This is a genomic window from Rhodococcus sp. 15-725-2-2b, assembly GCF_002259075.1.
Taxonomy (GTDB): Bacteria; Actinomycetota; Actinomycetes; order Mycobacteriales; family Mycobacteriaceae; genus Rhodococcoides.
The window spans coordinates 380,645-404,617 of record NZ_NPFL01000004.1; the positions used below are offsets into that span (position 1 = coordinate 380,645).

24 protein-coding genes are annotated in these 23,973 nt (G+C 65.2%); 15 read left to right on the top strand and 9 right to left on the bottom strand.

Features of this window, described 5'->3' with window-relative positions:
* Nucleotides 1-44: 44 nt before the first annotated feature.
* The 4 genes from CH306_RS03565 (at nt 45) to CH306_RS03580 (ending at nt 4,629) form a co-directional block, all read left to right on the top strand.
* Nucleotides 45-1,292: a molybdopterin-dependent oxidoreductase gene (locus CH306_RS03565; RefSeq protein WP_094645827.1), complete on the top strand. Its 1,248-nt coding sequence runs from the start codon at nt 45-47 to the stop codon at nt 1,290-1,292.
* On the top strand, nt 1,289-1,786 hold the full coding sequence (locus CH306_RS03570) for a hypothetical protein (RefSeq protein WP_094631164.1): 498 nt from the start codon (nt 1,289-1,291) through the stop codon (nt 1,784-1,786). The genes CH306_RS03565 and CH306_RS03570 overlap by 4 nt, the downstream gene beginning before the upstream one ends.
* 10 nt (nt 1,787-1,796) lie before the next feature.
* Nucleotides 1,797-3,653: a propionyl-CoA synthetase gene (locus CH306_RS03575; RefSeq protein WP_094645685.1), complete on the top strand. Its 1,857-nt coding sequence runs from the start codon at nt 1,797-1,799 to the stop codon at nt 3,651-3,653.
* 73 nt (nt 3,654-3,726) lie between these two features.
* On the top strand, nt 3,727-4,629 hold the full coding sequence (locus CH306_RS03580) for a DMT family transporter (protein ID WP_094645828.1): 903 nt from the start codon (nt 3,727-3,729) through the stop codon (nt 4,627-4,629).
* A gap of 28 nt (nt 4,630-4,657) precedes the next feature.
* Here CH306_RS03580 and CH306_RS03585 read toward each other — a convergent pair whose 3' ends face one another.
* Nucleotides 4,658-5,986, bottom strand: a complete 1,329-nt coding sequence (locus CH306_RS03585; RefSeq protein ID WP_094645829.1) for a cryptochrome/photolyase family protein — start codon at nt 5,984-5,986, stop codon at nt 4,658-4,660.
* A 139-nt stretch (nt 5,987-6,125) separates the two neighbouring features.
* Here CH306_RS03585 and CH306_RS03590 point away from each other — a divergent pair, with 139 nt between their 5' ends.
* The 4 genes from CH306_RS03590 (at nt 6,126) to CH306_RS03605 (ending at nt 9,454) form a co-directional block, all read left to right on the top strand.
* On the top strand, nt 6,126-6,332 hold the full coding sequence (locus CH306_RS03590; RefSeq protein WP_032395828.1) for a hypothetical protein: 207 nt from the start codon (nt 6,126-6,128) through the stop codon (nt 6,330-6,332).
* Between the two features lie 10 nt (nt 6,333-6,342).
* On the top strand, nt 6,343-7,071 hold the full coding sequence (locus tag CH306_RS03595; RefSeq protein WP_045196584.1) for a response regulator transcription factor: 729 nt from the start codon (nt 6,343-6,345) through the stop codon (nt 7,069-7,071).
* Nucleotides 7,068-8,369: a sensor histidine kinase gene (locus CH306_RS03600; RefSeq protein WP_179272723.1), complete on the top strand. Its 1,302-nt coding sequence runs from the start codon at nt 7,068-7,070 to the stop codon at nt 8,367-8,369. Before CH306_RS03595 ends, CH306_RS03600 begins: the two co-directional genes overlap by 4 nt.
* Before the next feature lie 62 nt (nt 8,370-8,431).
* The gene (locus CH306_RS03605; RefSeq protein WP_094645686.1) at nt 8,432-9,454 is read left to right on the top strand and encodes an isopenicillin N synthase family dioxygenase; all 1,023 of its coding nucleotides are present in this window, start codon (nt 8,432-8,434) and stop codon (nt 9,452-9,454) included.
* A gap of 22 nt (nt 9,455-9,476) precedes the next feature.
* On the opposite strand, the gene CH306_RS03610 is transcribed toward CH306_RS03605, so the two are convergent.
* Together CH306_RS03610 and CH306_RS03615 are read right to left on the bottom strand one after the other, a co-directional pair.
* Nucleotides 9,477-9,836, bottom strand: a complete 360-nt coding sequence (locus CH306_RS03610) for an FKBP-type peptidyl-prolyl cis-trans isomerase (protein WP_032377394.1) — start codon at nt 9,834-9,836, stop codon at nt 9,477-9,479.
* An 85-nt stretch (nt 9,837-9,921) separates the two neighbouring features.
* Entirely contained in the window at nt 9,922-10,596 is a 675-nt protein-coding gene (locus CH306_RS03615; RefSeq protein ID WP_045196591.1) for a DUF2848 domain-containing protein, read from the bottom strand.
* A 130-nt stretch (nt 10,597-10,726) separates the two neighbouring features.
* On the opposite strand from CH306_RS03615, the gene CH306_RS03620 reads away from it, so the two are divergent.
* A complete protein-coding gene (locus CH306_RS03620) occupies nt 10,727-12,076 on the top strand; it encodes an MFS transporter (protein ID WP_032395832.1) in 1,350 nt (449 codons plus the stop codon).
* Here the strand turns inward: CH306_RS03620 and CH306_RS03625 are convergent.
* The gene (locus CH306_RS03625; protein WP_094645688.1) at nt 12,048-12,689 is read right to left on the bottom strand and encodes a GntR family transcriptional regulator; all 642 of its coding nucleotides are present in this window, start codon (nt 12,687-12,689) and stop codon (nt 12,048-12,050) included. The genes CH306_RS03620 and CH306_RS03625 overlap by 29 nt on opposite strands.
* A 46-nt stretch (nt 12,690-12,735) precedes the next feature.
* Between CH306_RS03625 and CH306_RS03630 the strand changes: the two genes are divergently transcribed.
* Nucleotides 12,736-13,536, top strand: coding sequence for a carbon-nitrogen hydrolase family protein (locus CH306_RS03630; protein ID WP_256981021.1), 801 nt, complete (start codon nt 12,736-12,738; stop codon nt 13,534-13,536).
* A 176-nt stretch (nt 13,537-13,712) separates the two neighbouring features.
* Here the strand turns inward: CH306_RS03630 and CH306_RS03635 are convergent, their stop codons facing one another.
* From CH306_RS03635 to pdxH, 5 genes are all read right to left on the bottom strand, one after another.
* Entirely contained in the window at nt 13,713-15,011 is a 1,299-nt protein-coding gene (locus CH306_RS03635; protein ID WP_032395834.1) for a citrate synthase, read from the bottom strand.
* A 70-nt stretch (nt 15,012-15,081) separates the two neighbouring features.
* Nucleotides 15,082-16,053 carry a carbohydrate kinase family protein gene (locus CH306_RS03640; RefSeq protein ID WP_094645689.1) on the bottom strand — a complete coding sequence of 324 codons (972 nt, stop codon included), beginning with the start codon at nt 16,051-16,053 and terminating at the stop codon, nt 15,082-15,084.
* Nucleotides 16,050-16,979: an aldose 1-epimerase family protein gene (locus tag CH306_RS03645; protein WP_094645690.1), complete on the bottom strand. Its 930-nt coding sequence runs from the start codon at nt 16,977-16,979 to the stop codon at nt 16,050-16,052. Before CH306_RS03645 ends, CH306_RS03640 begins: the two co-directional genes overlap by 4 nt.
* Entirely contained in the window at nt 16,963-18,255 is a 1,293-nt protein-coding gene (locus tag CH306_RS03650) for an MFS transporter (protein ID WP_094645691.1), read from the bottom strand. The genes CH306_RS03645 and CH306_RS03650 overlap by 17 nt, the downstream gene beginning before the upstream one ends.
* Entirely contained in the window at nt 18,252-18,869 is a 618-nt protein-coding gene (gene pdxH, locus CH306_RS03655; RefSeq protein ID WP_143545350.1) for a pyridoxamine 5'-phosphate oxidase, read from the bottom strand. The genes CH306_RS03650 and pdxH overlap by 4 nt, the downstream gene beginning before the upstream one ends.
* 135 nt (nt 18,870-19,004) lie before the next feature.
* Here pdxH and CH306_RS03660 point away from each other — a divergent pair, with 135 nt between their 5' ends.
* The 5 genes from CH306_RS03660 (at nt 19,005) to CH306_RS03680 (ending at nt 23,967) form a co-directional block, all read left to right on the top strand.
* On the top strand, nt 19,005-20,123 hold the full coding sequence (locus CH306_RS03660) for a citrate synthase 2 (protein WP_032395838.1): 1,119 nt from the start codon (nt 19,005-19,007) through the stop codon (nt 20,121-20,123).
* A gap of 69 nt (nt 20,124-20,192) precedes the next feature.
* Nucleotides 20,193-21,314, top strand: coding sequence for a phosphoserine transaminase (serC, locus tag CH306_RS03665; protein ID WP_032395839.1), 1,122 nt, complete (start codon nt 20,193-20,195; stop codon nt 21,312-21,314).
* A gap of 126 nt (nt 21,315-21,440) precedes the next feature.
* Nucleotides 21,441-22,112: a rhomboid-like protein gene (locus CH306_RS03670; protein WP_094631153.1), complete on the top strand. Its 672-nt coding sequence runs from the start codon at nt 21,441-21,443 to the stop codon at nt 22,110-22,112.
* Nucleotides 22,113-22,224: 112 nt separating this feature from the next.
* Nucleotides 22,225-23,121 (top strand): septation protein SepH, encoded by an 897-nt coding sequence (gene sepH, locus CH306_RS03675; protein WP_094631152.1) that lies wholly within the window; start codon nt 22,225-22,227, stop codon nt 23,119-23,121.
* A gap of 93 nt (nt 23,122-23,214) precedes the next feature.
* Nucleotides 23,215-23,967, top strand: coding sequence for a DUF6928 family protein (locus CH306_RS03680; RefSeq protein ID WP_045196604.1), 753 nt, complete (start codon nt 23,215-23,217; stop codon nt 23,965-23,967).
* Nucleotides 23,968-23,973 lie beyond the last annotated feature (6 nt).

Genomic DNA, 23,973 nt, shown 5'->3' on the forward strand with positions numbered 1-23,973 from the left:
ACTGATTTGTACTACTGGGTACAATCTTGGAGACGGGAACCAGCATGCAACGAATTCCCACGTTCCGAAGCCCGATCCGCGGCGTCTGGTTCACGTCGGTCCTCGCATCCGTCCTGCTCTTCGTCCTGCCGATCGTGACGATCACCGGATTCTTTTCCTGGGCCGCGTACGGCCCTCAGTTCGGCCAGGCCATGCCCGTCGACGTCGGATGGTTACGGATACCGTCGTTCGACTGGCCGACCGAACCCGCCTGGCTCTACCGGCTCACCCAGGGCCTGCACGTGGGACTCGGTCTGGTCATGGTGCCGATCGTGCTGGCCAAGCTGTGGTCGGTGATTCCGAAGCTGATCGAGATGCCCCCGATTCGCAGCGTGGCGCATCTGCTGGAACGAGTGTCGTTGCTGGCGTTGGTCGGTGGCATACTCTTCGAGATCATCACCGGTGTGCTGAACATTCAGTACGACTACATCTTCGGATTCAGCTTCTACACCGCGCACTACTGGGGAGCCTGGGTGTTCGTCGCCGGCTTCGTCGCCCATGTGGTGTTGAAGTTTCCGACCATGGTGACCGCGCTGCGAACCCGCCCGTTCCTCGAGCTGATGCGCATCAGGGTGGCCGACACGGTGCCCGACGCCGACGACGAATCAGGCCTTGCTGCAACCGATCCCGCTCCGGCGACGATCAGCCGCCGCGGAGCACTCACCCTCGTGGGCGGCAGCGCATTGTTCGTCGCCGTGCTGAGTGTCGGGCAGACGACGGGCGGGCCACTGCGCGGGGCAGCTCTCCTGCTCCCCCGAGGGCGTTCGTACGGCAACGGCCCCAACGACTTCCAGATCAATCGCACTGCGCAATCCGCAGGCGTCACCGACGCGCAGACAGGAGATTCGTGGCGGCTGACCGTATCGGCCGGCGGTACCGCCGTAGTACTCACTCGAGCTCAACTCGAGCAGATGGACCTGCATACCGTCGAACTCCCGATCTCCTGTGTCGAAGGCTGGTCGACGGTACAGACGTGGACCGGTGTTCCACTGCGCGATCTGGCGGCGCTCGTGGGCATCGATTCTGCCGATACCGGTGAGGTGCGGTCGCTCGAACCCGTCGGTTCGTTCAATCGCGTCACCTTCGGAGGACATCAGATGATGCATCCCGATTCGCTTCTCGCACTGAAGGTCAACGGGGCCGACCTGTCCCTCGATCACGGCTATCCCGCTCGGATCATGATGCCGGCAATACCCGGAGTGCATGCCACCAAATGGATCGAATCCGTCGAATTCTTCGGGGAGGGAGCATGAGTACGTTTCGGGCGAGGTACGGCGCAGGCCCCGTGCATCTCGCAGTCACGGCCTTCTGTCTCGCCCTGTCCGGAGCGGTGGTCCTGACGATCGGCTTTCCGGCCCTGTGGAACACCGACACGTGGTGGCAGTCCATCGGACTGTGGTTCGTCGGCGCGGCCGTGGTGCACGATGCGATCCTGTTCCCGTTGTACGCGGTACTCGACAGAACTCTGGTTGCTCGACTGGGCAGGTTCGTCAACGCGGTACGCATTCCTGCGCTCGGAGCGGGACTGAGCCTGTTGCTGTTCGCACCGGGGATCTTCGCGCACGGAAGCGAGACATACGAGGCCGCCACGGGTCAGACCCAGGAGCCGTACGCGATGCGATGGCTGTTGCTGGTCGCGGGGATGTTCGCGGCCAGCGCGGCGTTCTACGGCGGCCGCGAAGTACTTCGGAGGCTACGCACCCGCCCCGTTGGCGATAACCCGAAACGGCAGCACGCGCCCAACTAGGCTCGGTGGCATGAGTGGCGAGTATCGGCAGGCCTTCGGAGACAGCGTCGACAACCGGGAGCAATTCTGGCTGTCTGCGGCGGCAGACGTCGACTGGGACACCCCACCGACCACCGCGTTCGACGGCTCGCACTGGTTTCCCGGTGCCCGCCTGAACACCTGTTTCAATGCCCTCGACCGACATGTCGACGCCGGGCACGGCGACCGGACCGCATTGATCTACGACTCGGCGATGCTCGGACAAACCCGCAGCTACACCTACGCCGAACTGCTCGATCGGGTCGCTCGTTTCGCCGGGGTGTTGAGCAGCAACGGCGTCTCCCCCGGCGACCGCGTGGTGATCTACCTGCCGATGATTCCCGAGGCAGTGATCGCCATGCTCGCGTGCGCCAGGCTCGGCGCGGTGCACTCGGTGGTGTTCGGCGGCTTCGCGGCCAAAGAGCTGGCGGCGAGAATCGACGACGCCGAGCCGGTCCTGCTGATCACTGCCGCCGGCGGGTTCGAGCCTGGTCGAGTCGTCGAATACCTCCCCTTGGTGCAGCGCGCCCTGACTCTCACGACGGCGACCGTCCCCGCGGTGATCGTCAAGGCCCGCGACGGCATCGCAGGCAGCCACGACTGGCTGGACTGGGACACCCTCATCGCCGACGCCCCCGCCGCCCAACCGGTTTCGGTGCAGGCGACGGATCCGCTGTACATCCTCTACACCTCGGGCACGACCGGTAAGCCCAAGGGTGTGGTGCGCGACAACGGCGGTCATGCCGTTGCGCTGACGTGGTCGATGCGCAACATCTACGACGTCGGTGCCGGTCAGGTGATGTGGACGGCGTCCGATGTCGGCTGGGTCGTCGGACACTCCTACATCGTCTACGGACCGCTGTTCGCAGGTGCCACAACGGTTCTCTACGAGGGCAAACCCGTCGGAACTCCCGATGCAGGCGCGTTCTGGCGGGTGATCCAGGATCACGGCGTCCGCGCGTTGTTCACCGCGCCGACGGCCTTGCGTGCCATCCGGAAGGTCGACCCACACGCCGCCGAGCTCGAGAAGTACGACACCTCGTCGCTCGAGACACTGTTCGTCGCCGGTGAACGCCTCGATCCCGATACCTACGAGTGGATTTCGCGAACCCTGGACCGCCCCGTCGTCGACCACTGGTGGCAGACCGAAACCGGCTGGGCGATCTGCGCCAATCTTCGTGGCCTCGAACCACTTCCGATCAAACCCGGATCACCGACGGTACCGGTGCCGGGATTCCAGGTCGGTATCCTCGACGCGGCCGGTGCGCCGGTGGACGCAGGCACCGAGGGCAACATCGTCGTGCAGCTGCCACTGCCACCGGGCGCGCTGGTGGGACTCTGGAACGACGAATCACGGTTCCAGCGTTCGTATCTCGACACGTTCCCGGGCTACTACCTCACCGGCGATTCCGGGTACATCGACGCCGACGGGTACGTCTACGTGCTGGGCCGCAGTGACGACGTCATCAACGTGGCCGGCCACCGCCTGTCCACCGGGTCGATGGAGGCCGTGCTGGCCGGTCACCCCGCCGTCGCCGAATGCGCCGTCATCGGAATCCACGACGACCTCAAAGGCCAGCGCCCCAGCGGCTACGTGGTGCTCAAGGCCGGGGAGACCATCACCGAGGATCAGCTGCGTACCGAACTGGTGGCCATGGTCCGCGATCAGATCGGTGCACTCGCGACGTTCCGGGACGTGACGATCGTCGGTGCCCTACCGAAGACCCGCTCGGGCAAGATCCTGCGGAAGACGATGCGGCAGATCGTCGCCGGCGAGGAGTACGGCGTGCCGTCGACCATCGAGGATCCCGCCGTACTCGATGCGCTGGAGAAGTTGCTCGGCAGATAGGCGGCACCAATTCGCGCAACGATGGCCGAAACCCGCGCGCCAGGGGTCGTTCGCGCGAGATAGCGTCGTGCTCATGACAGATCTCGACACCCGTCCCGCCGTCGATTGGCTCGCCCTCGGTGCAGTCACCGTCACGGTGATCTCGTGGGCCTCGGCCTTCGTCGCGATTCGCGGCGTCGGCGAATCCTTCGGGGCGGGCCCGCTCGCGCTGGGTCGGCTGCTGATCGGATCTGTGGCACTCGGCGCGATAGTTGTGGCCAGAAGACAGTGGGTCAGGCCCAACCGCACCCAATGGCTGCAGATCGTCAGTATCGGCGTGTTCTGGTTCGGCATCTACAACGTCGCCCTCAATGCCGCCGAGCAACGCGTCGATGCCGGTACGACGTCGATGATCATTCAGATCGGTCCGATTCTGGTCGCCCTGTTCGCGGGTCTGCTTCTGGGCGAGGGCTTTCCGAAGTGGTTGGTGATCGGTGCGGGCATAGCGTTCGCCGGCGCGGTCATGGTCGGTGTCGTCACGGCGGTGACCACGACGTCGACCACCAAGACCGACGCCGATTTCCTCGGCATCGCTCTGTGCCTGGTGTCCGCGGTGACCTACGCCATCGGAGTGCTGAGCCAGAAGCCGGTGCTGCGCACAATCCCCGGACTTCAGGTGACGTGGATGGCATGCACCATCGGCGCGGCGTGCACGCTGCCCTTCGCACCGGCGCTGCTCGACGACCTCGGGGCCGCCTCGGCCGGTGCCACCGGCGGATTGATCTACCTCGGGCTGGTCCCGACGGCACTGGCCTTCAGCACCTGGGCCTATGCGCTGACGCGGATGAACGCCGGCAAGCTCGGAATCACCACGTACGCCGTGCCACCGATCACGATCACGCTGGCCTGGCTCCTGTTGGGTGAGGTGCCGCATTACCTCGCCGTGGTCGGTGGAGTGATCTGCCTGGTGGGCGTCGGGTTGTCCCGCAAGAGATAGGGGTCACTTCGCAGGCTCCGCTCCCGCGCTAGATCGCCTTGAAGCGGGCGATCGCCACCTCACGCTCGTGCTTGTGGTCGACGATCGGATCCACGTAGTCCTTGGGTCGACCGAACTTCAACGTGTGCACGGCTTTTCCTTCTTCGCCGCGCAGCTCCGGCACCCAGCGTCGGACGTAGTCCCCGGTGGGGTCGAACTTCTCGCCCTGAGTGATCGGGTTGAACACACGAAAGTACGGCGAGGCGTCGGTACCGGTCCCGGCGGTCCATTGCCACCCGTGCTGATTGTTGGCCAGATCGCCGTCGACGAGGTGCTGCATGAAGTAGCGCGCTCCCCGCCACCACGGCAGATGCAAATCCTTGACGAGGAACGACGCCACGATCATCCGCACTCGATTGTGCATCCACTTCTCGGAGTTCAGCTGCCGCATACCGGCATCGACAATCGGAAAGCCCGTTTCGCCCTTGCACCAGGCGTCGAACAACTCGTCGGCGTGCTTGCCCGAGTCCAGTTCGATGGCGTCGAACTTCTTGACGTAGTTCTCCCTGGCACTGTCGGGTCGCTGAAAGAGGATGTCGGCGTAGAAGTCTCGCCAGCAGATCTGTCTGCGGTACGACGCCGCACCCTCGCTGCGGAGCTTTCCCAGGTCGGCCAACATCGTCCGTGGATGAATGGTTCCGTACTTCAGATGCACCGACATCCGGCTCGTCGAGTCGAGATCGGGACGGTTGCGCTCGTCGTCGTACGCCGAGACCTCGTCGAGGAATTCCTTCCACTGCTTCGACGCAGCTGCCTCACCCGCCGCCGCGTCGGATGAATCCTTCTCGGAGGGAATCTTCACTCGCCGAACACCTTTCACCTCGTCCGGGTCGATCCAGTCGACGGAGTCGGCCGATGTGTCCGCCGGACCGCGCCACCCGTGTTCCAGCCACTGGCGCGAGTACGGCGTGAACACCTTGTACGGCTCCCCGTCGTTCTTGACGATCCGCCCGGGGGCGACCGCGTACGGAGACCCGGTCTCGACCAGAGTCACCTTCTCGCCCACACGCTTGTCTCGCTCACGCCCGTACGGACCGTAGTCGGCGCTGATGTGCACGTCCTCGGTGCCGATCGCCTTCGCCACCTTCGGGACCACCGTCTCGGGGTCACCGTGGACGACCATCAACCGGCCGTCGAGTTGCTCGTCGAGTGCCTCGAGCGACCGGAACAGAAAATCCTTGCGCGGTCCGCCGGACGGCTTCAGCAGCCGATCGTCGAGCACGAAGAGCCCGAGCACCGGGTCTCCCGACTCGGCAGCGGCGGTGAGGGTGGGCAGATCCCCCAGACGGAGATCACGGCGAAACCAGACGATCGACATGCTTTCAGTCTTACCCACCGCGGTCCCGAGCAATCCCCGGCTCGACCCTTCGATTCTCAGAGAACCGCCAACCACGACTCACCAAGGCCGCAACAACGACCTCTAGCTTGGGATATACCGAACAGACAAGGAGAACATCATGACGAACACACGCCCCTTCCCCGGTGCACTCTCCCTGATCGACAGCACCTGCACCTTCGAGAAGTACTACGAGCAGCTCTACGCAAAGGCACCCGCACTGGCCTGGTCGCTCGATGCCGACACCGGACGCCGCAGTGCCCTCGAGGACTTCTTCGCCAAGACGCCCGAGGAACGCCGCACCACCGTCGACAGCTGGGTTGCATAGCATTGGTCCGGTGACCGAATCGCCGAGCACCCCCGCCACCGTTCTCGTCGTCGACGACGACGCAGACGTGTTGTCGTCACTGCAACGCGGCCTGCGCCTGTCCGGTTTCACCGTCATCACCGCGTCGGACGGCGCGGAGGCGCTCGGCGTCGTGTCGCGATCGATGCCCCACGCCATCGTGCTCGACATCAACATGCCGGTGCTCGACGGTGCCAGCGTGGTGACCGCGTTGCGCGCCATGGGAAACGACATCCCGATCTGCGTACTCAGTGCCCGCAGCTCGGTCGACGATCGCATCGCCGGACTCGAATCCGGTGCCGACGACTACCTCACCAAACCGTTCGTGTTGGCCGAGCTCGTCGCTCGGATCCGAGCCATGCTGCGTCGTCGCGGCACCGGTCCGGTTGTGCCGGTGGCAGATTCGGGCGCACCGAACTCGGCCGTCGCGATCGGCACCCTGGTGGTCGACATCCCCGGCTATCGCGTCCACCGCGGCGGAGCCGACATCGACCTGACCAAACGCGAATTCGAGTTGCTGGCGATCCTGGCTCGCAACAAGGGCGTCGTTCTCACACGTGAACGACTGCTCGAACTGGTCTGGGGCTACGACTTCGTTGCCGACACCAACGTCGTCGACGTGTTCGTCGGATATCTCCGACGCAAACTCGAGGCCGACGGGTCGCCGCGCATCCTGCACACGGTCCGCGGGGTCGGCTTCGTCGTCCGGGACGCCCCATGAGCTTCTCGCTGCGCGCCCGAGTGGCCGCGGCCACCGCTCTCGGAGCCACCCTGGTGGTGGCCGCCCTCGCGGTGGTCACCTCGGTCGCCATCTCCCGCAACAACGTCAATCAGCTCGACGAACGTCTGACGACGGCCTCGCAGGTGCTGGTCCCGAACTCGTCGACGTTGGAGGCCTTCATCGATCAGCTGTCCGGAGCGTTCGCCGTCACGATTCGCAGTGGCGACATCGTGGTCGCATCGACCCCGACGCGGCTGCCTGCGCTGGCGGCCGGATCCCAGACCGTCGACGTGGACGGTCAACGGTTCCGGGTCTACACGGCAGTATCGACCGTTGTCTCGTCCATCTCCATCTCGATCGGTGTGCCCGCCATCGAAGCTCAACAAGTGACCGACGAGCAACAGAAGCAGGTACTCCTGTTGGGACTGGCCGCGATCGCCGTGTCGACGGGCCTGGGTTGGCTCTTCGGTGGACGGGCCGTGAGACCGCTGGTGACGTTGACCCGTCAGGTCAGTGCCCAGCCACCGACCGCTCCCGAAACCCGCACGGGCGTCACCGAAGCCGACGAACTCGCCGTCGCCATCGGGGGCATGCTGACCAGGCTGAACGAGGCTCAGGAACGCACCAATGCCGCGCTCGACACTGCCCGCGATTTCGCGGCCGTCTCCGCGCACGAGCTCCGCACCCCGCTGACCGCGATGCGCACGGACATCGAGGTGCTCAGAACCCTCGATCTCGAGCGCGCGCAGCAGCAGGAGATTCTGGGCGACCTCGAACGGACACAGGGACGAGTGGAGACGACGCTGACAGCCTTGGAGCGACTGGCGTCGGGTGAATTGTCCAGCGAGGCCGACAGAGTCGAGACCGACATCATCGACATCTGCGACGTCGCAGCCCAGGATGCGCAGCGACTGCATCCGGGCCTCGACATACGGGTCGAGTCCGCCCCCGACTGCGAGATCACGATGCGCGCCCTGCCGACCGGCCTTCGCCTGGCCGTCGACAACGTGATCGGGAACGCCGTTCGGCACGGCGACGCGACGTCGATCGTCATCACCGCCGAGCGCGAGGGCACGACGGTACGCGTCCTGGTCGACGACAACGGATCCGGCGTTCCCCTCGATGAACGCGAGACGGTCTTCGGCCGATTCGAGCGCGGCACCCGAGCGGCCAAGGGCGGCTCGGGGCTCGGCCTGGCGCTGGTGGCTCAGCAAGCCCAATTGCACGGCGGGCGGGCCTGGTTCACCGACAGTCCATTGGGCGGAGCGAGATTGGTGCTGGAGCTGCAGGACAGCTGAAGTACGGCAGTCTTTACGCGGGGGAAACCTGCGGGTCCATCCGATCCGAGGATCATGTACCCATGCACACGTCGTCGGACTTCTTCGTCCCCACCATCGACATCTCACCGTACGTTCTGGACGGTGCCACCGCGGCGGCCGACGGGACCGCCCGGCGCAGCGTCGCGTCGGACATCGATTACGCCTGCAGCACAGTCGGTTTCATGCAGATTCTCGGACACGGGATCCCCGAGGACACCGTGACCGGCCTGGCGTCGGCGATGGATTCGTTCTTCGGACTCGAACCGGCGGCGAAGCGGGCCTACATCTGCCCACCCGAACGCAACCGCGGGTACACCGCTCCGAAGAGCGAATCGCTGAGCCTGAGCCTGGGAGTCGAATCGGCGTCGGGCACGAACGACTGGTTCGAGGCCTTCAACGTCGGGACGGGCGAGGCGAACACCTGGCCCGAGTGCGCGGGGTTCCAGCGCGCCGTCGAACGGTACTTCGCCGAGGCAGCGCGCGTGGCCCGGACGCTGACCACCGTGTTCGCCGACGCACTCGGTGTGGCCCCGACCGTGTTCTCCGACATCACCGATCGCTCGCTCGACACCCTGCGGATGAACAACTACGCGCTGGACCCCGGCCTGCGTGTGCCGGACACCGAGCTCACCGGGATGAGCGAGCACACCGACTACGGATTGGTGACGGTGCTGTGGGCCGATCGAGTGCCCGGTCTGCAAGTTCTCGGCATCGACCGACGGTGGCACGACGTGCAACCCGTCGAGGGAGCGATGCTGGTGAACCTGGGTGATCTGACGGCCCGACTGACCAACGATCGCTGGGTGTCGACGCTGCATCGCGTGCGTCCGCCGATCGCCGACGGAACGATTCAGCGCAGGCGCTCTGCCGCCTTCTTCCACGACGGCAACCTCGACGCGGTGATCGCGCCGTTGCCGTCGTGCATCGAGCCCGGTGACGTGGCCCGGTACGAACCGGTGACGGTAGCCCAGCACATTGCCGCCAAGCTCGCGGGTTCCCGAGGGGGAAAGGCCAACACCTCGGCAACCCGCGAGGCCGAGCGGGTACGCAGCGCCGTCACCTGACCTGCTGGTGCTTCGAGTGCAGTTATTTGACGTCGAGCAGGTCGATGACGAACACGAGCGTCTTGCCGGACAGGCGGTGACCTGCGCCGGCGGGGCCGTAGGCGAGCTCCGGCGGAATGGTGAGCTGACGGCGTCCGCCGACCTTCATTCCGGGGATGCCGTCCTGCCAACCCTGAATGAGTCCGCGTAACGGGAACTGGATGGATTCGCCGCGGTTCCAGGACGAGTCGAACTCTTCGCCCGAATCGAACTCGACTCCGACGTAATGCACCTCCACGGTGCCGCCTGCGACTGCCTCTGCGCCGTCACCCTCGACGAGGTCGACCGTCACCAGGTCCAATGGTGCTGGTCCGGCCTGAAATTCGATCACTGGCTTCGTCACTGAAGTCTCCTGCGGTTGATGCCGGCCCGCCGACGCCGACTGTGAAGCTCTGGGCATATTCCACCTCGACTTTACGTCGTGATGGTCAACCGATCGGAGCTGGCATCAAATTCGTCTGGTATTCGCAGGTCAGCGTGTTGCCGGTTGCGGGGTCGGCCATCTCGACCTTCCACGCGTCGGAGAACTGATTCACCCCGTGATGCATCGAGATGGTGCCCGAGATCAAGACCGTTCCACGCGCGAACAGACCGCGCTCGGTGAGTACGTCGAGCCAGTACTGCGGAGCGAGAAGATCACCGAGAGTTCCGGACTGGATGAGAACTCCGTCGGCCCAACCGGTCAAGGTGATCTCGTCCAGTCGGTCGGCCACCTCGCTCAACCGCCACGCACCGGTACCGAGCACGTCGGGAGCGGCGTTCTTGCTCCATGCGACGCTGTGCACTTCAAGGTCACGGTCGGTGTGGTCGCATGCGACCGTGAGCAGCACGTCGTCGATGGTCTCGCCCAGGATCACCAGAGCCCATTCGGCCTCGCCCGAGGTGCGTCCGTGTTGAACGGCGACGGCATCGGTCTGCTGCGCCAGATACGGCGAGATGGGGTACAGCGCCGGGGTAACCGTGGGAGCCGGCACGCCCAGTTCGGCCAACTCTGCGATGTGCGACGCCACCTCTTCCTGGTTGCGACCGGCATAGCCCGCATTGAGCAGCGCGGTCACTTCTACCGACTCGGTCGTGCCGTCGGGCAACGTGAATGTGAGCATCAGTAAGGACCCTCTCCTCGTAAATTAATTGTTTCCGATGCGCCCAAAGCCTTGCGCATACGTCTTGTATACAGCAAGTATGGAGCACGTACAACGGATAGAGTGATCCCAGGCACATAAAGGAGTCGTCATGACCGAACCAGTTTCGGTGGATAGAAAAGGCCTGGCCAAGGCCTTTGCCGCCAGCCTGACCGGAACGGCGTTGGAGTGGTACGACTTCGCCGTCTACTCGGCCGCAGCAGCGCTGGTGTTCCCGCTGGTCTTCTTCCCCGACAGCGATCCGCTGACCGGCACATTGCTTGCCTTCTCGACCTACGCGGTCGGATACATCGCCCGTCCAGTAGGTGGATTCGTCTTCGGGCGACTCGGCGACGTCATCGGCCGAAAACAACTTCTCGTCATCACCCTGCTGTTGATCGGCGTCACGACGTTCGCCATCGGTTTGATCCCCGGATACGACACCATCGGCATCGCGGCCCCGATCATCCTCGTCACCATGCGCTTCTGCCAGGGCGTTGCCGTCGGCGGCGAGTGGGGCGGAGCCGTTCTGCTCTCCAGTGAATACGGCGATCCCCGCAAGCGCGGCTTCTGGTCCTCCGCAGCGCAGATCGGACCACCGGCGGGCAACCTGCTCGCCAACGGCGCACTGGCAATCCTGACCCTGTCGCTCACCGACCAGCAGTTCGAGTCCTGGGGATGGCGTGTTGCATTCCTGTTCTCGGCCGTTCTCGTCGGTTTCGGTCTGTGGATCCGCTTGAAGCTCGAGGACACCCCGGTGTTCAAAGCACTTCAGGAGAGCGGCGATCGCTCGGAAGCCCCGATCAGCGAAGTGTTCAAGACGGAACTGCGACCACTGGTGGCAGGCATCATGTCCCGCGTCGCACCCGACGTCATCTACGCACTGTTCACGGTCTTCTCGATCACCTACGGAACTCAGAAACTGGGCTTCGAGCGCAGCGAGGTGTTGACGGCAATTCTGGTCGGATCGGCCTGCCAACTCGGCTTGATCCCGCTGGCCGGAGCGGTCTCCGACCGCATCAACCGACGCCTGGTCTACGGCGTCGCGGCCGTGGGCGGCGTTGCCTGGAGCGCGATCTTCTTCCTCGTCATCGGCGGTGGATCCCTACCGCTGCTGATCCTCGGCGTCGTCGTCGGCCTGGCGTTCCACTCGTTCATGTACGGACCGCAGGCCGCCTTCGTCACCGAGCAGTTCAGCGTTCGACTCCGCTCGACCGGCAGCTCGTTGGCGTACACGATCGCCGGAGTGTTCGGTGGAGCGATGGCACCGCTGATCTTCGTGTACCTGCTCGACAAGACCGACAGTTGGGTACCGATCGCCGGATACATCGTCATCGTCGGCGCGGTGACGCTGGTCGGCCTGGCACTGGGACGCAACCCCGACCCCACCGAGGACGAGCACTACGTGCTACTGAATCAGGAACACGAAAAGGCTACGCGCGCAGCAGAGTCTGAAGTGTGACCTCGAGGTGAGCGTCGATCTTCTCGTGCACCAGGCCCTCGTCGCCGACACTCAGTGCGTCGATGATGGCCTGGTGCTCGGCGCACACGCGGTGCTGCCGGTTGGCCGCGGTGAACAGAGCGCTCAGACCGACCCGCAGCTGCCGAGCACGCAGACCCGCGTAAGTGCGGGAGAGGAGATCGCTGCCCGCCGAATCGATCAAACTCTGATGGAAGGTCCCGTCCCAGTCGATGAACTCCTTCGGCGCATCGGCACTGTCGGAGTTCATCAGCAATTCCTGCTGTTCGAGCGCATGCTGCATCGCCTCGATCGGAGCGTCCCCGGCGCGCAGCGCACGGGTGGCCGCATGCCGTTCGAGAACGCCGCGCAGATCCATCAGTTCGGCGATCTGCCGTCCGGACATGGCCGGCACATGCGCGCCGCGCTTGGGCACCATCTCGACCAGTCCCTCGGACTGCAACATCAGCAGCGCCTCACGCACCGGTGTCCGCGACACTCCGATACGCGTCGCGAGCTCCTGTTCGTTGAGAAACGTGCCGGTGGCCGCCGGTGACGACAACACCTGATCGCGTACGAACAGATATGCCTTGTCCCTCCCCGACAGTGGTTGCATACGATATGTATACCTGTCTTCCCCCGACGAAACCAGGAGTCAGACCGTGAGCTCGACTATCCGCATCAGCCTGGCCCAGATCACCAGTGGCGAACACCCCACCGAAAACCTCGAACTCGTCGACACCCACGCCCGTGCCGCCGCACACGCCGGTTCGGACGTCGTCGTGTTCCCCGAGGCGACCATGCGATGCTTCGGCGGACCCATCAGGAAAATCGCGGAGCCTCTCGACGGCGAGTGGGCGAACGCCGTGCGCTCCATCGCCTCCGACGCCGGCATCACCGTCGTGGCCGGAATGTTCACTCCAGCCCCGGACGACAGGGTGACGAACACCCTGCTCGTCACCGGGCCCGGCATCGACGCGAGCTACGACAAGATCCACCTGTTCGACGCATTCGGATTCGCCGAATCCGATACCGTCGCACCGGGTTCGGATCCGCTCGTGGTGGACATCGCCGGAGTTCGAGTGGGCTTCGCGACCTGCTACGACATCCGATTCCCCTCGCTGTTCCAGAAACTCGGCGACCTCGGAGCAGAGGTCGTCGTGGTTCCCGCGTCGTGGGGATCGGGTGACGGCAAGGTCGAGCAATGGACCCTGCTCGCTCGCGCACGCGCGTTGGACTCGACCACCTTCATCGCAGCCTGCGACCAAGCCGAACCCGCTGCCGCCGAGGGTAATGCGCCGTTGGGCGTGGGACACAGCATCGTCTGCTCCCCCACCGGCGAGATTCTCGGTCAGCTCGACGCGACACCGGGCATGCTGACCATCGACATCGACACAGGACTGGTCGACGCCGTACGCAAGACTCTGCCGGTGTTGGAGAACCGCAAGCACTTCGACGCCTGACGGGGCCGCGAACTCGAAGTCAGGGACGAAGAACCGCCGAATCTCGTCCCTAACTTCGAGTTCGCAGTTATATCGAGGAACTAGCCATTTTGGCTGCACAACTGCGAACTCGGCAGGACCAACGACAACGCCGCCGGCTCCCGAGGGGAGCCGGCGGCGTCGTAGTACAGCGGGAGCTAGCGGGAGCCGACGTCCTGGTAGTCGCGCTCGGTGTAGCCGGTGTAGATCTGGCGCGGACGGCCGATCTTGCCGGTCGTGTCCTCGTTCTGCTCGCGCCAGTGCGCGATCCAGCCCGGGAGACGGCCCATCGCGAACAACACCGTGAACATGCGCGGCGGGAAGCCCATCGCGCGGTAGATCAGGCCGGTGTAGAAATCGACGTTGGGGTAGAGCTTGCGCTCGACGAAGTAGTCGTCGGTCAGCGCGGTCTCCTCGAGCTTGAGAGCGATCTCGAGCAGTTCGTCGCCGTTGCCGAGCTTGCCGAGGATCGTGTGCGCAGTTTCCTTGACCAGCGTCGCGCGCGGATCGAAGTTCTTGTACACGCGGTGCCCGAAGCCCATGAGCTTGACGCCGTCTTCCTTGTTCTTGACTCGACGCAGGAAGTCGGTGGCGTCGCCGCCCTCGGCCTTGATCTTGTCCAGCATCTCGAGCACGGCCTGGTTGGCTCCGCCGTGCAGCGGGCCCCAGAGCGCGTTGATGCCGCCGGAGATCGAGGTGAACAGGTTGGCCTGCGAGGATCCGACGAGTCGCACCGTCGAGGTGGAGCAGTTCTGCTCGTGGTCGGCATGCAGGATGAGCAGCATGTCGAGTGCCTTGACGATCTCGGGATCCACCTCGTACGGCTCGGCCGGGAAGCCGAACGTCAGGCGCAGGAAGTTCTCGACCAGGCTCTTCGAGTTGTCCGGGTACAGGAACGGCTGACCGACGGACTTCTTGTAGGCGTACGCCGCGATGGTCGGCAACTTGGCCAGCAGACGGATGGTCGACAGCTCGACCTGCTCCGGGTCGTTGGGGTCGAGCGAGTCCTGGTAGTACGCCGACAGCGCGTTGACGGCACTCGACAGCACCGGCATCGGGTGAGCGTTGCGCGGGAACCCGTCGAAGAACCGCTTGAGGTCCTCGTGCAGCAGAGTGTGCCGACGGATCTTGTCGGTGAACTTCTCGAGCTGAGCCTCGGACGGTAGCTCCCCGTAGATCAGCAGGTAGCTGACCTCGATGAACGACGACTTGCCCGCAAGCTGTTCGATCGGGTATCCGCGGTAGCGCAGGATGCCTGCGTCACCGTCGATGTAGGTGATGGCCGACTTGGTCGACGCGGTGTTGACGAACCCGCCGTCCAACGTCGTGTAGCCGGTGGTGGCCAGCAACTTTCCCAGCTCGATGCCGTTGTTGCCTTCGGAGGCCTCGGCAATCGACATGGAGTATTCGCCACCGGGATAGGTGAGGGTGGCTTTGGCATCATTCTCAGCGGGCACGAATGGTCCCTCTCGAACTCGTGTAACGGACACGTACTTGAAGCGGACAGTTCTAACGTCGATAGTGAAACTAGTCTCTCGACGCCTCGGACGCCCACGGAGGGTCGGCACCGGGTCGAGAAACCGTGATTGCCGCCGCTTTCGCGGCGAAATCGAGCGCTTCCCGCCAATCTTGCTTGCTCATCTCTTTCACCGCGTTCGATGTGATAATGCTCTCCTTCTGCAGAAAGCTGAGCAGAGCCCCGTGCACGGTGTCACCTGCGCCGATGGTGTCGACGACGTCGACCGCAACTCCCGGTACCGAGATCTCCTCGGCTGTGACAATTCCTGTACCCGACGTCTCCTCGGCTGCGGTGAAGACCGAGATTCCGTTGCCGCCGCGGGTCATGACCACTGCGGTGACACCCGACGCGAGCCAGTCGTCCACCGTTGTGCCCTGGGTTCCGAGCCCCAACCAATGCGAGTCGTCCTCGGAGACCTTGAGGATGTCGATGCTGGGCAACCACGAACGGAAACGGTCGCGGAACCCGTCGGCGGTGATGTCTCCGCTGGTGCTGTCGATCGCGGCAGGCCGGATGTTGGGGTCGAGCATCGTGAGCTTGCCCGCCGCCCGGGCGCGGTGCAGCAGGCCCGCGTACATCGACGCCCCGGGTTCGTAGAGCAGTGACAACGTGCCGAACGAGAGCACGCTGATCTCGTCGGGTAGATCGCCGGGATCGGCAACGAGACGATCGGCGGTGCCGTCGGCGTAGAACGAATACTCGGCACTGCCGTCGTCGGCGAGGGTGGTCATCGCCAAGGTCGTCGGCTCGTCGCCGCGCTGCACCCACGTGGTGTCCACACCCGCGTCGCGCAGACTCGCCAGGATCTGCTCGCCGAACGGGTCGCGGGAGATACGGGAGAGATACGCGACGGGCGAACCGAGTCGACCGATCGCGACGGCGACGTTGAACGGCCCGCCGCCGAGTTTCGGCGAGAGCAGCGGCCCCTCGTGCACCGGGACCAGATCGACCAACGCCTCGCCGCACACCAGAATGGTCACTTCTCGTACCTCATTCCCCAGGTGCCGGACCAGGTTCGTCCCGGATCGAGCACGATCAGATCGATTTCGGAGTTCAGCGCATCGGGCGGGCACGTCATCGGCTCGATCGCCAACGCCCGGCCGCGCTCGGGATATGCCTGATCGTTGGCGGGATCGGCAGTGAACACCTGCACCCATCCGAAGCTGCTGTCGGTCCACAACACCGTCGCAGTGCCGTCCGGGCCGCGCAGTACGTGGTTCGCTCGGCCGTCGGCCTCGGGCAACGAGGCGCTGAACGGGGTGTCCAGCTGCACGCCCTCCAGGGCTCTCGGCTGCCGGAAGTCGTACTCGGTATCGGCCGTCGGCACCGAGTTGCCCACGGGCAGATTGCGTACCGGATCGAGCGGCAGCCGGGTTCCCGCGGACAGCTCGAGGGTGCACTCGTCGAGCGGCACGTCCCCCACCCGGACGAAGGTGTGAAAGCCCATCCCGTACGGCGCGGGCGAGTCACCGGTGTTCTTCGCCGACGCGGTGACGGTGAGACCGTCCTCCGACAGCTCGTGCACCACGGTCACCGTGATCGAGAACGGCCAACCCTGATGCGTTCCGATGTCCACGCTCTGCTCGACGCGAGAGTCGGTGTGCTCCACGAGAGTCCACGCCACGCGTCGAACGAATCCGTGACTGGCGTTGTTGCGAGCCGGCTCGGAGATCTCCATCCGATGCTCGACGCCTTCGAAGGTGAACGTCCCATCGGCCGTCCGATTGGGCCACGGGGCCAACACCAGCCCCGCCGACAACGGCGGCTTCGAGCCCGCCTCCCACGTCTCGGTGAGCGCTGCGCCGTCGTATTCGAGCGCCCGAAGGCCCGCTCCGACGGCAGCGATGTCTGCCCGATACTTGCCGCTCGTCAACGAGTACGTCTGCGCGTCAGCCATGAGAGTCATTCTTCACCACCGCACCCACGCGATACCGAATGAATGCAGGAAGAGCCAGCGCGGCGATCGAGACGCCGATGACGACAAGAACCCCGCCGCCGGCAGCAGCCGCCGCCGTACCGACGGATGCGGCCGCTGCGCCGTGCAGTACGTCGCCGATGCGCGGACCTCCCGCAACGACGACGATGAACACACCCTGCAGTCGACCGCGCATCTCGTCGGTTGCGACCTGTTGGAGCATCGTGCTGCGGAACGCCGCCGAGATCATGTCGGCTCCACCGCCGAGGGCCAGGAACGCCAATGCGAACCACAGGGCGACAGTGGTGGCCCCGTCGGTGGCCGCGCCGACGGCCAGACCGAAGCCGATCATCGCCGCGCCCCACACGACGATGCAGATGAGCACCGCCAGCCCCTGCCTGCGTACTCGGGGCAACCAGCCGGAGAACACGCCTCCCACCACCGCGCCCGCGGACATCGCGGCGAACAGCATGCCGAGCACCGGACCGCCCGACGCGGGATCGCCGAAGCTCTCGTGCGCGATCTGCGGGAACAGCGCGCGGGGCATACCGAACACCATCGCGATGATGTCGACGACGAACGAGGCCAGCAGCACCTTCTGCGTCGCGAGGTAGGCGAAACCGTCGAACACCGAACGCAATCCGGCGCGCTGCCCCGACTTCGCCGGCGGAATCCCCGGCAGCCGGATCACCGCCCACAGGGTGGCGAACAGTGCGACGGTGTCGATCAGATAGAGGGTCTCGAGTCCGATGTAGTAGATGAGGATGCCTGCGCTGAGCGGTCCGGCGATGGCACCGAAGTTCATCACCGTCATGTTCAGCGAATTCGCAGCGGGCAACTGCTCGGCAGGCAGGATCCGCGGGAGAATCGCGCTGCGCGTCGGCTGGTTGACCGCGAAGAATGCCTGCTGAACGGCCAACAGCACCAGGATGATCCACACATTGTTCAGGTCGAGAAACGCTTGCAACCAGAACAGCGCCGACGTACCGATCAGGCCGCAGGTGGTGATCATCAACAGGGTGCGGCGGTCCATCACGTCGGCCAACGCTCCACCCCACAGGCCGAAGACGATGAGCGGCACCAACGCGAACACACCGGTGAGGCCCACGTAGGCCGAGCTGAGCGTGATCTGAAAAACCTGTTGCGGCACAGCAACAATGGACAGTTGGGCACCGATGACGGTGACGATGTTCGCGAGCCACAACCGCTTGTAGGCCGGAGTCGTCAGCGGAGTCGTATCGGCAAGAATGCCGCGCAATCGGCTCACGGCTGCAGACGCTCGATCACACCGCTTGCCACCGTCAGGCGAATTCGGTTGTGCATGCGGCTCGTTCGGCCCTGCCAGAACTCGACCGTCTCCGGCTCGACGCGAAAACCGCCCCAGTTCGGCGGAACCGGCACGTCGATTCCGTCGAACGTCGCGGTGACCTCGGCCAGTCGCGCAACCAGATCCTCCCGCGAGCCGACCGGTCGCGACTGCTCGGACGCCCATGCCCCCAGCTGGGAGCCCCGGGGCCGCGTGCGCCAATACGCCTCGGTGGTCTCGGCATCGACCTTGACCACCGGGCCGCGGACGGTGAGCTGGCGGGCAATTCCGATCCACGGGAACGTGATCGACGCATACGGCGTCGCGGTGAGCGCACGGCCCTTGTCCGAGTCGTAGTTGGTGTAGAAGACCACACCGGACGCGTCGAAGTCCTTGCACAACACGGTGCGGGTGGCGGGTCTACCCGACTCGTCGACCGTCCCCAACACGATGGCGTTGGGCTCGGGCAGATTCGCGGCCATCGCGTCGGACAACCACTGCTGCGCCAGCGAACACCACCCGCCCGCCAGAGCATCGACGTCCAGGTCCTCGGGCTCTCCGTAGTCCACCCGCATGTTCGCCAGGCGCTGTTCATCTGCAGACACAAGCCCAGACGCTACTCCCGCGTCGATCCCGGCTATGGTTCTGACGAAGTACGCCCGGATGCGGCGCAGAGCCGGGTGCAGTTGCGACGAGGGAGTCCACAGGCCATGGCTGTTCAACGAGTTCCCGAGGATTTCGTCCCCGGTCTCGAAGGTGTCGTCGCGTTCACCTCCGACATCGCCGAGCCCGACAAGGACGGCGGCGCATTGCGCTACCGCGGCGTCGACATCGAGGAACTCGTCGCGCAGAACGTGACGTTCGGTGATGTCTGGGCCCTGCTCGTCGACGGTGAGTTCGGACGAGGACTCCCGCCGGCAGAACCCTTCCCACTGCCGATCCACACCGGCGACGTCCGTGTCGACGTCCAGGCGGGTCTGGCGATGCTCGCTCCGATCTGGGGATACCAGCCGATACTCGACATCGACGACTCCACCGCTCGCGACAACCTCGCCCGCGCGTCGGTGATGGCCCTGTCCTACGTCGCCCAGTCCGCTCGCGGTATCTACCAGCCCGCAGTTCCGCAGACCCGCATCGATCAGGCCGCAACCGTCACCGAGCGATTCATGGTCCGGTGGAAGGGCGAACCGGATCCCGCTCACGTCGCCGCCATCGACGCATACTGGGTCTCGGCTGCAGAGCACGGCATGAACGCCTCGACGTTCACCGCACGCGTCATCGCCTCCACCGGCGCAGACGTCGCCGCCTGCCTGTCCGGTGCCATCGGTGCGATGTCCGGACCGCTGCACGGCGGTGCACCCGCCCGCGTCCTGCCGATGATCGAAGAGGTCGAGAAGACCGGCGACGCACGGGCTCTGATCACCGGAATCCTGGACCGCAAAGAGAAGCTCATGGGCTTCGGGCACCGCGTCTACCGCGCCGAGGACCCGCGCGCCCGTGTTCTGCGCGCCACGGCGAAGAGACTGAACGCACCGCGCTACGAGGTCGCCGCAGCACTCGAGCAGGCGGCGCTGACCGAACTGCGCGAACGCCGCCCCGATCGAGCCATCGAAACCAACGTCGAATTCTGGGCCGCGGTGATCCTCGACTTCGCCGAGGTACCGGCGCACATGATGCCCGCCATGTTCACCTGTGGACGTACCGCGGGCTGGTGCGCGCACATCCTGGAGCAGAAGCGCCTGGGCAAGCTCGTCCGACCCGCTGCCCTCTACACCGGCCCCGAACCGCGGTCACCCGAGTCCGTCGAAGGCTGGGACCTGATCCGGTAGTCGAAGCTGGTATGGCACCCGACTACCCTGTAAGGGCCATATTCCATCGACGCTAGGACGCGCTACTCCATGGCCGAATTGCCGATCATTCCCGCCGATCTCCTGCCCGCCGACGGACGCTTCGGCTGTGGCCCGTCCAAGGTTCGCCCCGAGCAGCTGCAATCCCTGGTCGATGTCGGCGCTTCCGTGTTCGGCACCAGCCATCGCCAGAAGCCCGTCAAGGACGTCGTCGGACGTGTGCGCAGTGGTTTGAAGGATCTGTTCTCCCTCCCCGAGGGTTACGAGGTCGTCCTCGGCAACGGCGGCACCACCGCATTCTGGGACGCAGCTGCATTCGGCCTGATTCGCGAGAAGTCGCTGCACCTGACCAACGGCGAGTTCAGCTCGAAGTTCGCCTCGGTGGCCAAGAACAACCCGTTCATCGGTGATCCGATCGTCGTCAAGGCAGAGCCGGGCAGCGCGCCCGAGCCCACCTCCGACCCGTCCGTCGACCTGATCGGCTGGGCGCACAACGAGACCTCGACGGGCGTGGCCATTCCGGTCAGCCGTCCGGCCGGCTCCGAGAACGCCCTCATCGCGATCGACGCCACCTCCGGCGCAGGCGGTCTCCCGGTCAACGTCGCCGACTCGGACGTCTACTACTTCGCTCCGCAGAAGTGCTTCGCCGCCGACGGTGGCCTGTGGGTCGCGCTGATGAGCCCCGCCGCGCTCGAGCGCGTCAGCGAGATCGCCGCCACGGATCGGTGGGTCCCGGACTTCCTGTCACTGCCGATCGCCGTCGACAACAGCAGCAAGAACCAGACGTACAACACCCCGGCCGTGGCGACACTGTTGCTCTTCGCCGATCAGATCGAATGGCTCAATTCGCAGGGCGGCCTCGACTGGGCCACCAAGCGCACCGCCGATTCGTCCTCACGCCTGTACGACTGGGCCGAGAACAGCGAATTCGCAACGCCGTTCGTCACGAACCCGGATCACCGCAGCCAGGTCGTCGGCACCATCGACTTCGACGAGAAGGTCGACGCAGCCCAGGTTGCGAAGATCCTGCGCGCCAACGGCGTCGTCGACACCGAGCCGTACCGCAAGCTCGGCCGGAACCAGTTGCGTGTCGGTATGTTCCCGGCCATCGAGCCGGACGACATCACCGCACTGACCAAGAGCATCGACTGGGTCGTGTCCACACTGAGCTAGTTGGCAGGGCAGGAGTGGAGCCTGCGGAACGACCATTCCCAGCAAGCTCACAGCTCCGGCGCTCCCTTCGAGGCCTACACTTGCTATCAAGTAAGCAAGCGTAACGACCTCGGAGGGAGCGCTCGTATGTTCAGGCTCCTGACCGTCGCGCTGCGGATCCGCGTGACACTGGTCTACTGCACCCTCGCGGTGGCAGGCACGGTAGCGCTCGGCCAGATCGGGCCGCACGATCGCTGGCACGTGCTGCATGCGGCGAGTACCAACCTGCACAATCTGACCGACGGTCACCTCGCCACTGTCGTCACGAGCGTCTTCCTCACCGAGGGTCGGGTGAACTGGCTGTGGTTGGCCGCGGTCGCCGTGCTGTTCGCCGTCGCCGAATGGGTCTCCGGCTGGCGACGCTTCCTTCTCACCTTCGGCACCGGACATGTCGGTGCCACTGCTCTGGTGGCAGTCGGCCTGCTCATCGGTATTCACAACGACTGGCTCGCGGACTCGCTGGCGATGGCCGTCGACGTCGGTGTCAGCTACGCGGCAGCAGCGGTCGGAGGGTCGATGATCCGGTACCTGCCGATGCCGTGGCGTGCCGGCTGGGCCGCACTGTGGATCGGCGTCGTCACGATCAGTGGAGTGTCCGATCCGTCCTTCACCGCCGTCGGGCACGCGATTGCCCTGACCATCGGTTTCGGCCTGGGTGCCCTCTACCTGCGCAGGGACGCATCGGCGTTGTCGCACAGAGCAATCGACGCAAGATCGACCGAATGGGTGCAGCCGAGCCCGCAGCTGTCTACCCTCTGACAGGGAAACGATCGTCGGCAGAAGCGATGCGTGTCGAACACCCGCCGAATACGGCAGGTGAACTAGGCTCGAACTCGACGGTATCGCGAGCCGGCGCGATGAGGAGGTCAAGGTGCGAGACTTACGTGTGGTGGGTCTCGAGGCCGACGGAAAGTTCGTTGTGTGCGCAGATCCCAAGACCGGCGACAGATTCCGGCTTCCAGCCGACGACAAGCTCCGCGCGGCCTCACGCGGTGACATCGCTCGACTAGGACAGATTGAGATCGAAATGGACAGCTTGCTTCGGCCGAAAGAAATTCAGGCCCGCATCCGCAGCGGAGCGACCATCGAACAGGTTGCCGCCGACTCCGGAATGGCCATCAGTCGCGTCGAGGTGTTCGCTCACCCGGTGCTGCTCGAACGTTCGCAGGCCGCGTCGATGGCCCAGGCCGGTCATCCGCTGCGCCACGACGGCCCGGCCGTGCAGACCCTGCTCGAGATCGTCACCCTCGCCTTCCGCGCTCGCGGGCACAACCTCGACGACGCGGAGTGGGACGCCTGGCGCGACGAGGACAGCAAGTGGGTCGCACAGCTGAAGTGGCAGGCGGGCCGCACCACCAACAAGGCGCACTGGCAGTTCCTGCCCGACGGCCACGGCGGCACCATCGCGCCGCTCGACGACACCGCCCACGAACTGATCGATCCCGACTTCGGACGCCAACTGCGCGGCCTCGCACCGGTGCGCGCACTGACGTCCGCCGAGGATGACGATCAGGCCTCGCAGCAGAGCTTCGACGAGTACTACGGCACCACCGCCGACAGCGAACTCGACGCCGAGACCATCGAGGTCGAGGTGGACGATGCGCCGACTCCCGAGCCCGAGCAGCCACGCGAACCGGTGGCCAGGGAGCCGAGGCCCGCACCCAAGCCTGCCGCCGGTCACACCGGCGGCAAGGACAAGCGGGGCAAGCCGGCCATGCCGTCGTGGGAGGACGTGCTGCTCGGCGTTCGCAGCAGCGGCCACAACTGATCTCTTCGACGGCCGATTTGCCGCTCGGTGACAGATTGCCGACGCTCACACCGTAGGCTTTCGACGGAGCTTACGGAGAGAGAGGTGCCGGTAGTGGGGGCCAAAGCATCAACGATCTGGTACGTGGACGCACCGGATCCCATTTCGGTACTCCGAGAAGCCACCACCTCGGACTGGAATGCTGCGAGCGCACTCGTCGGACGTCTGTACCCCCACCTGACGGCAGTGCCTCTCGGACAGGGTCCGATATCGACATCGGCAGGCGTGGACGACGATCACGTCTTCATCGGTTGCTACCCCGGCGTCACCGTGGTCTGCGGATCGAACCTGTCGGTGCCGACACCGTCGACGCTTCCCGAATCCTTCACCCGCCCTCTGGCGTCCGAACACACCTACCTCGTCGCCTCGGATCCCCAGCACGCCTGGGGTGCGTTCGCGTACTGGGAGCGCGGTGAATTCCGCCGATCGTTCAGCGCCACCCCGGTGTACATCTACGAGGACGCCGGCCTGCCACTGGTGTGGGAGCGATCGTTCTGGGCCGGTGAGCATCCGCTGATCTATCCGCCCGGAGTGATGCCGGATCCACAATCGCTGCCGTTCCACCCACAGGAATTCGCCGAGGCGGCCAACGCCGAGTGGCTCGGATTCCGCTACACCGGCGCGCCGCACGCGGACGAATTCGATCCCGACACCCTGCCGGTCTGCGGCTTCACGATGTACGTTCCCGGACAGGAGCCGCCGCCACCGAACCGGAGTGCGAACGGCCGTGGCGCACAGGAACCGATGCCCGACGCCCCCGACGAACAGGCACCGCGTCCGAAGAAGCGTTGGTTCTCGCGCAAGTAGATGCGG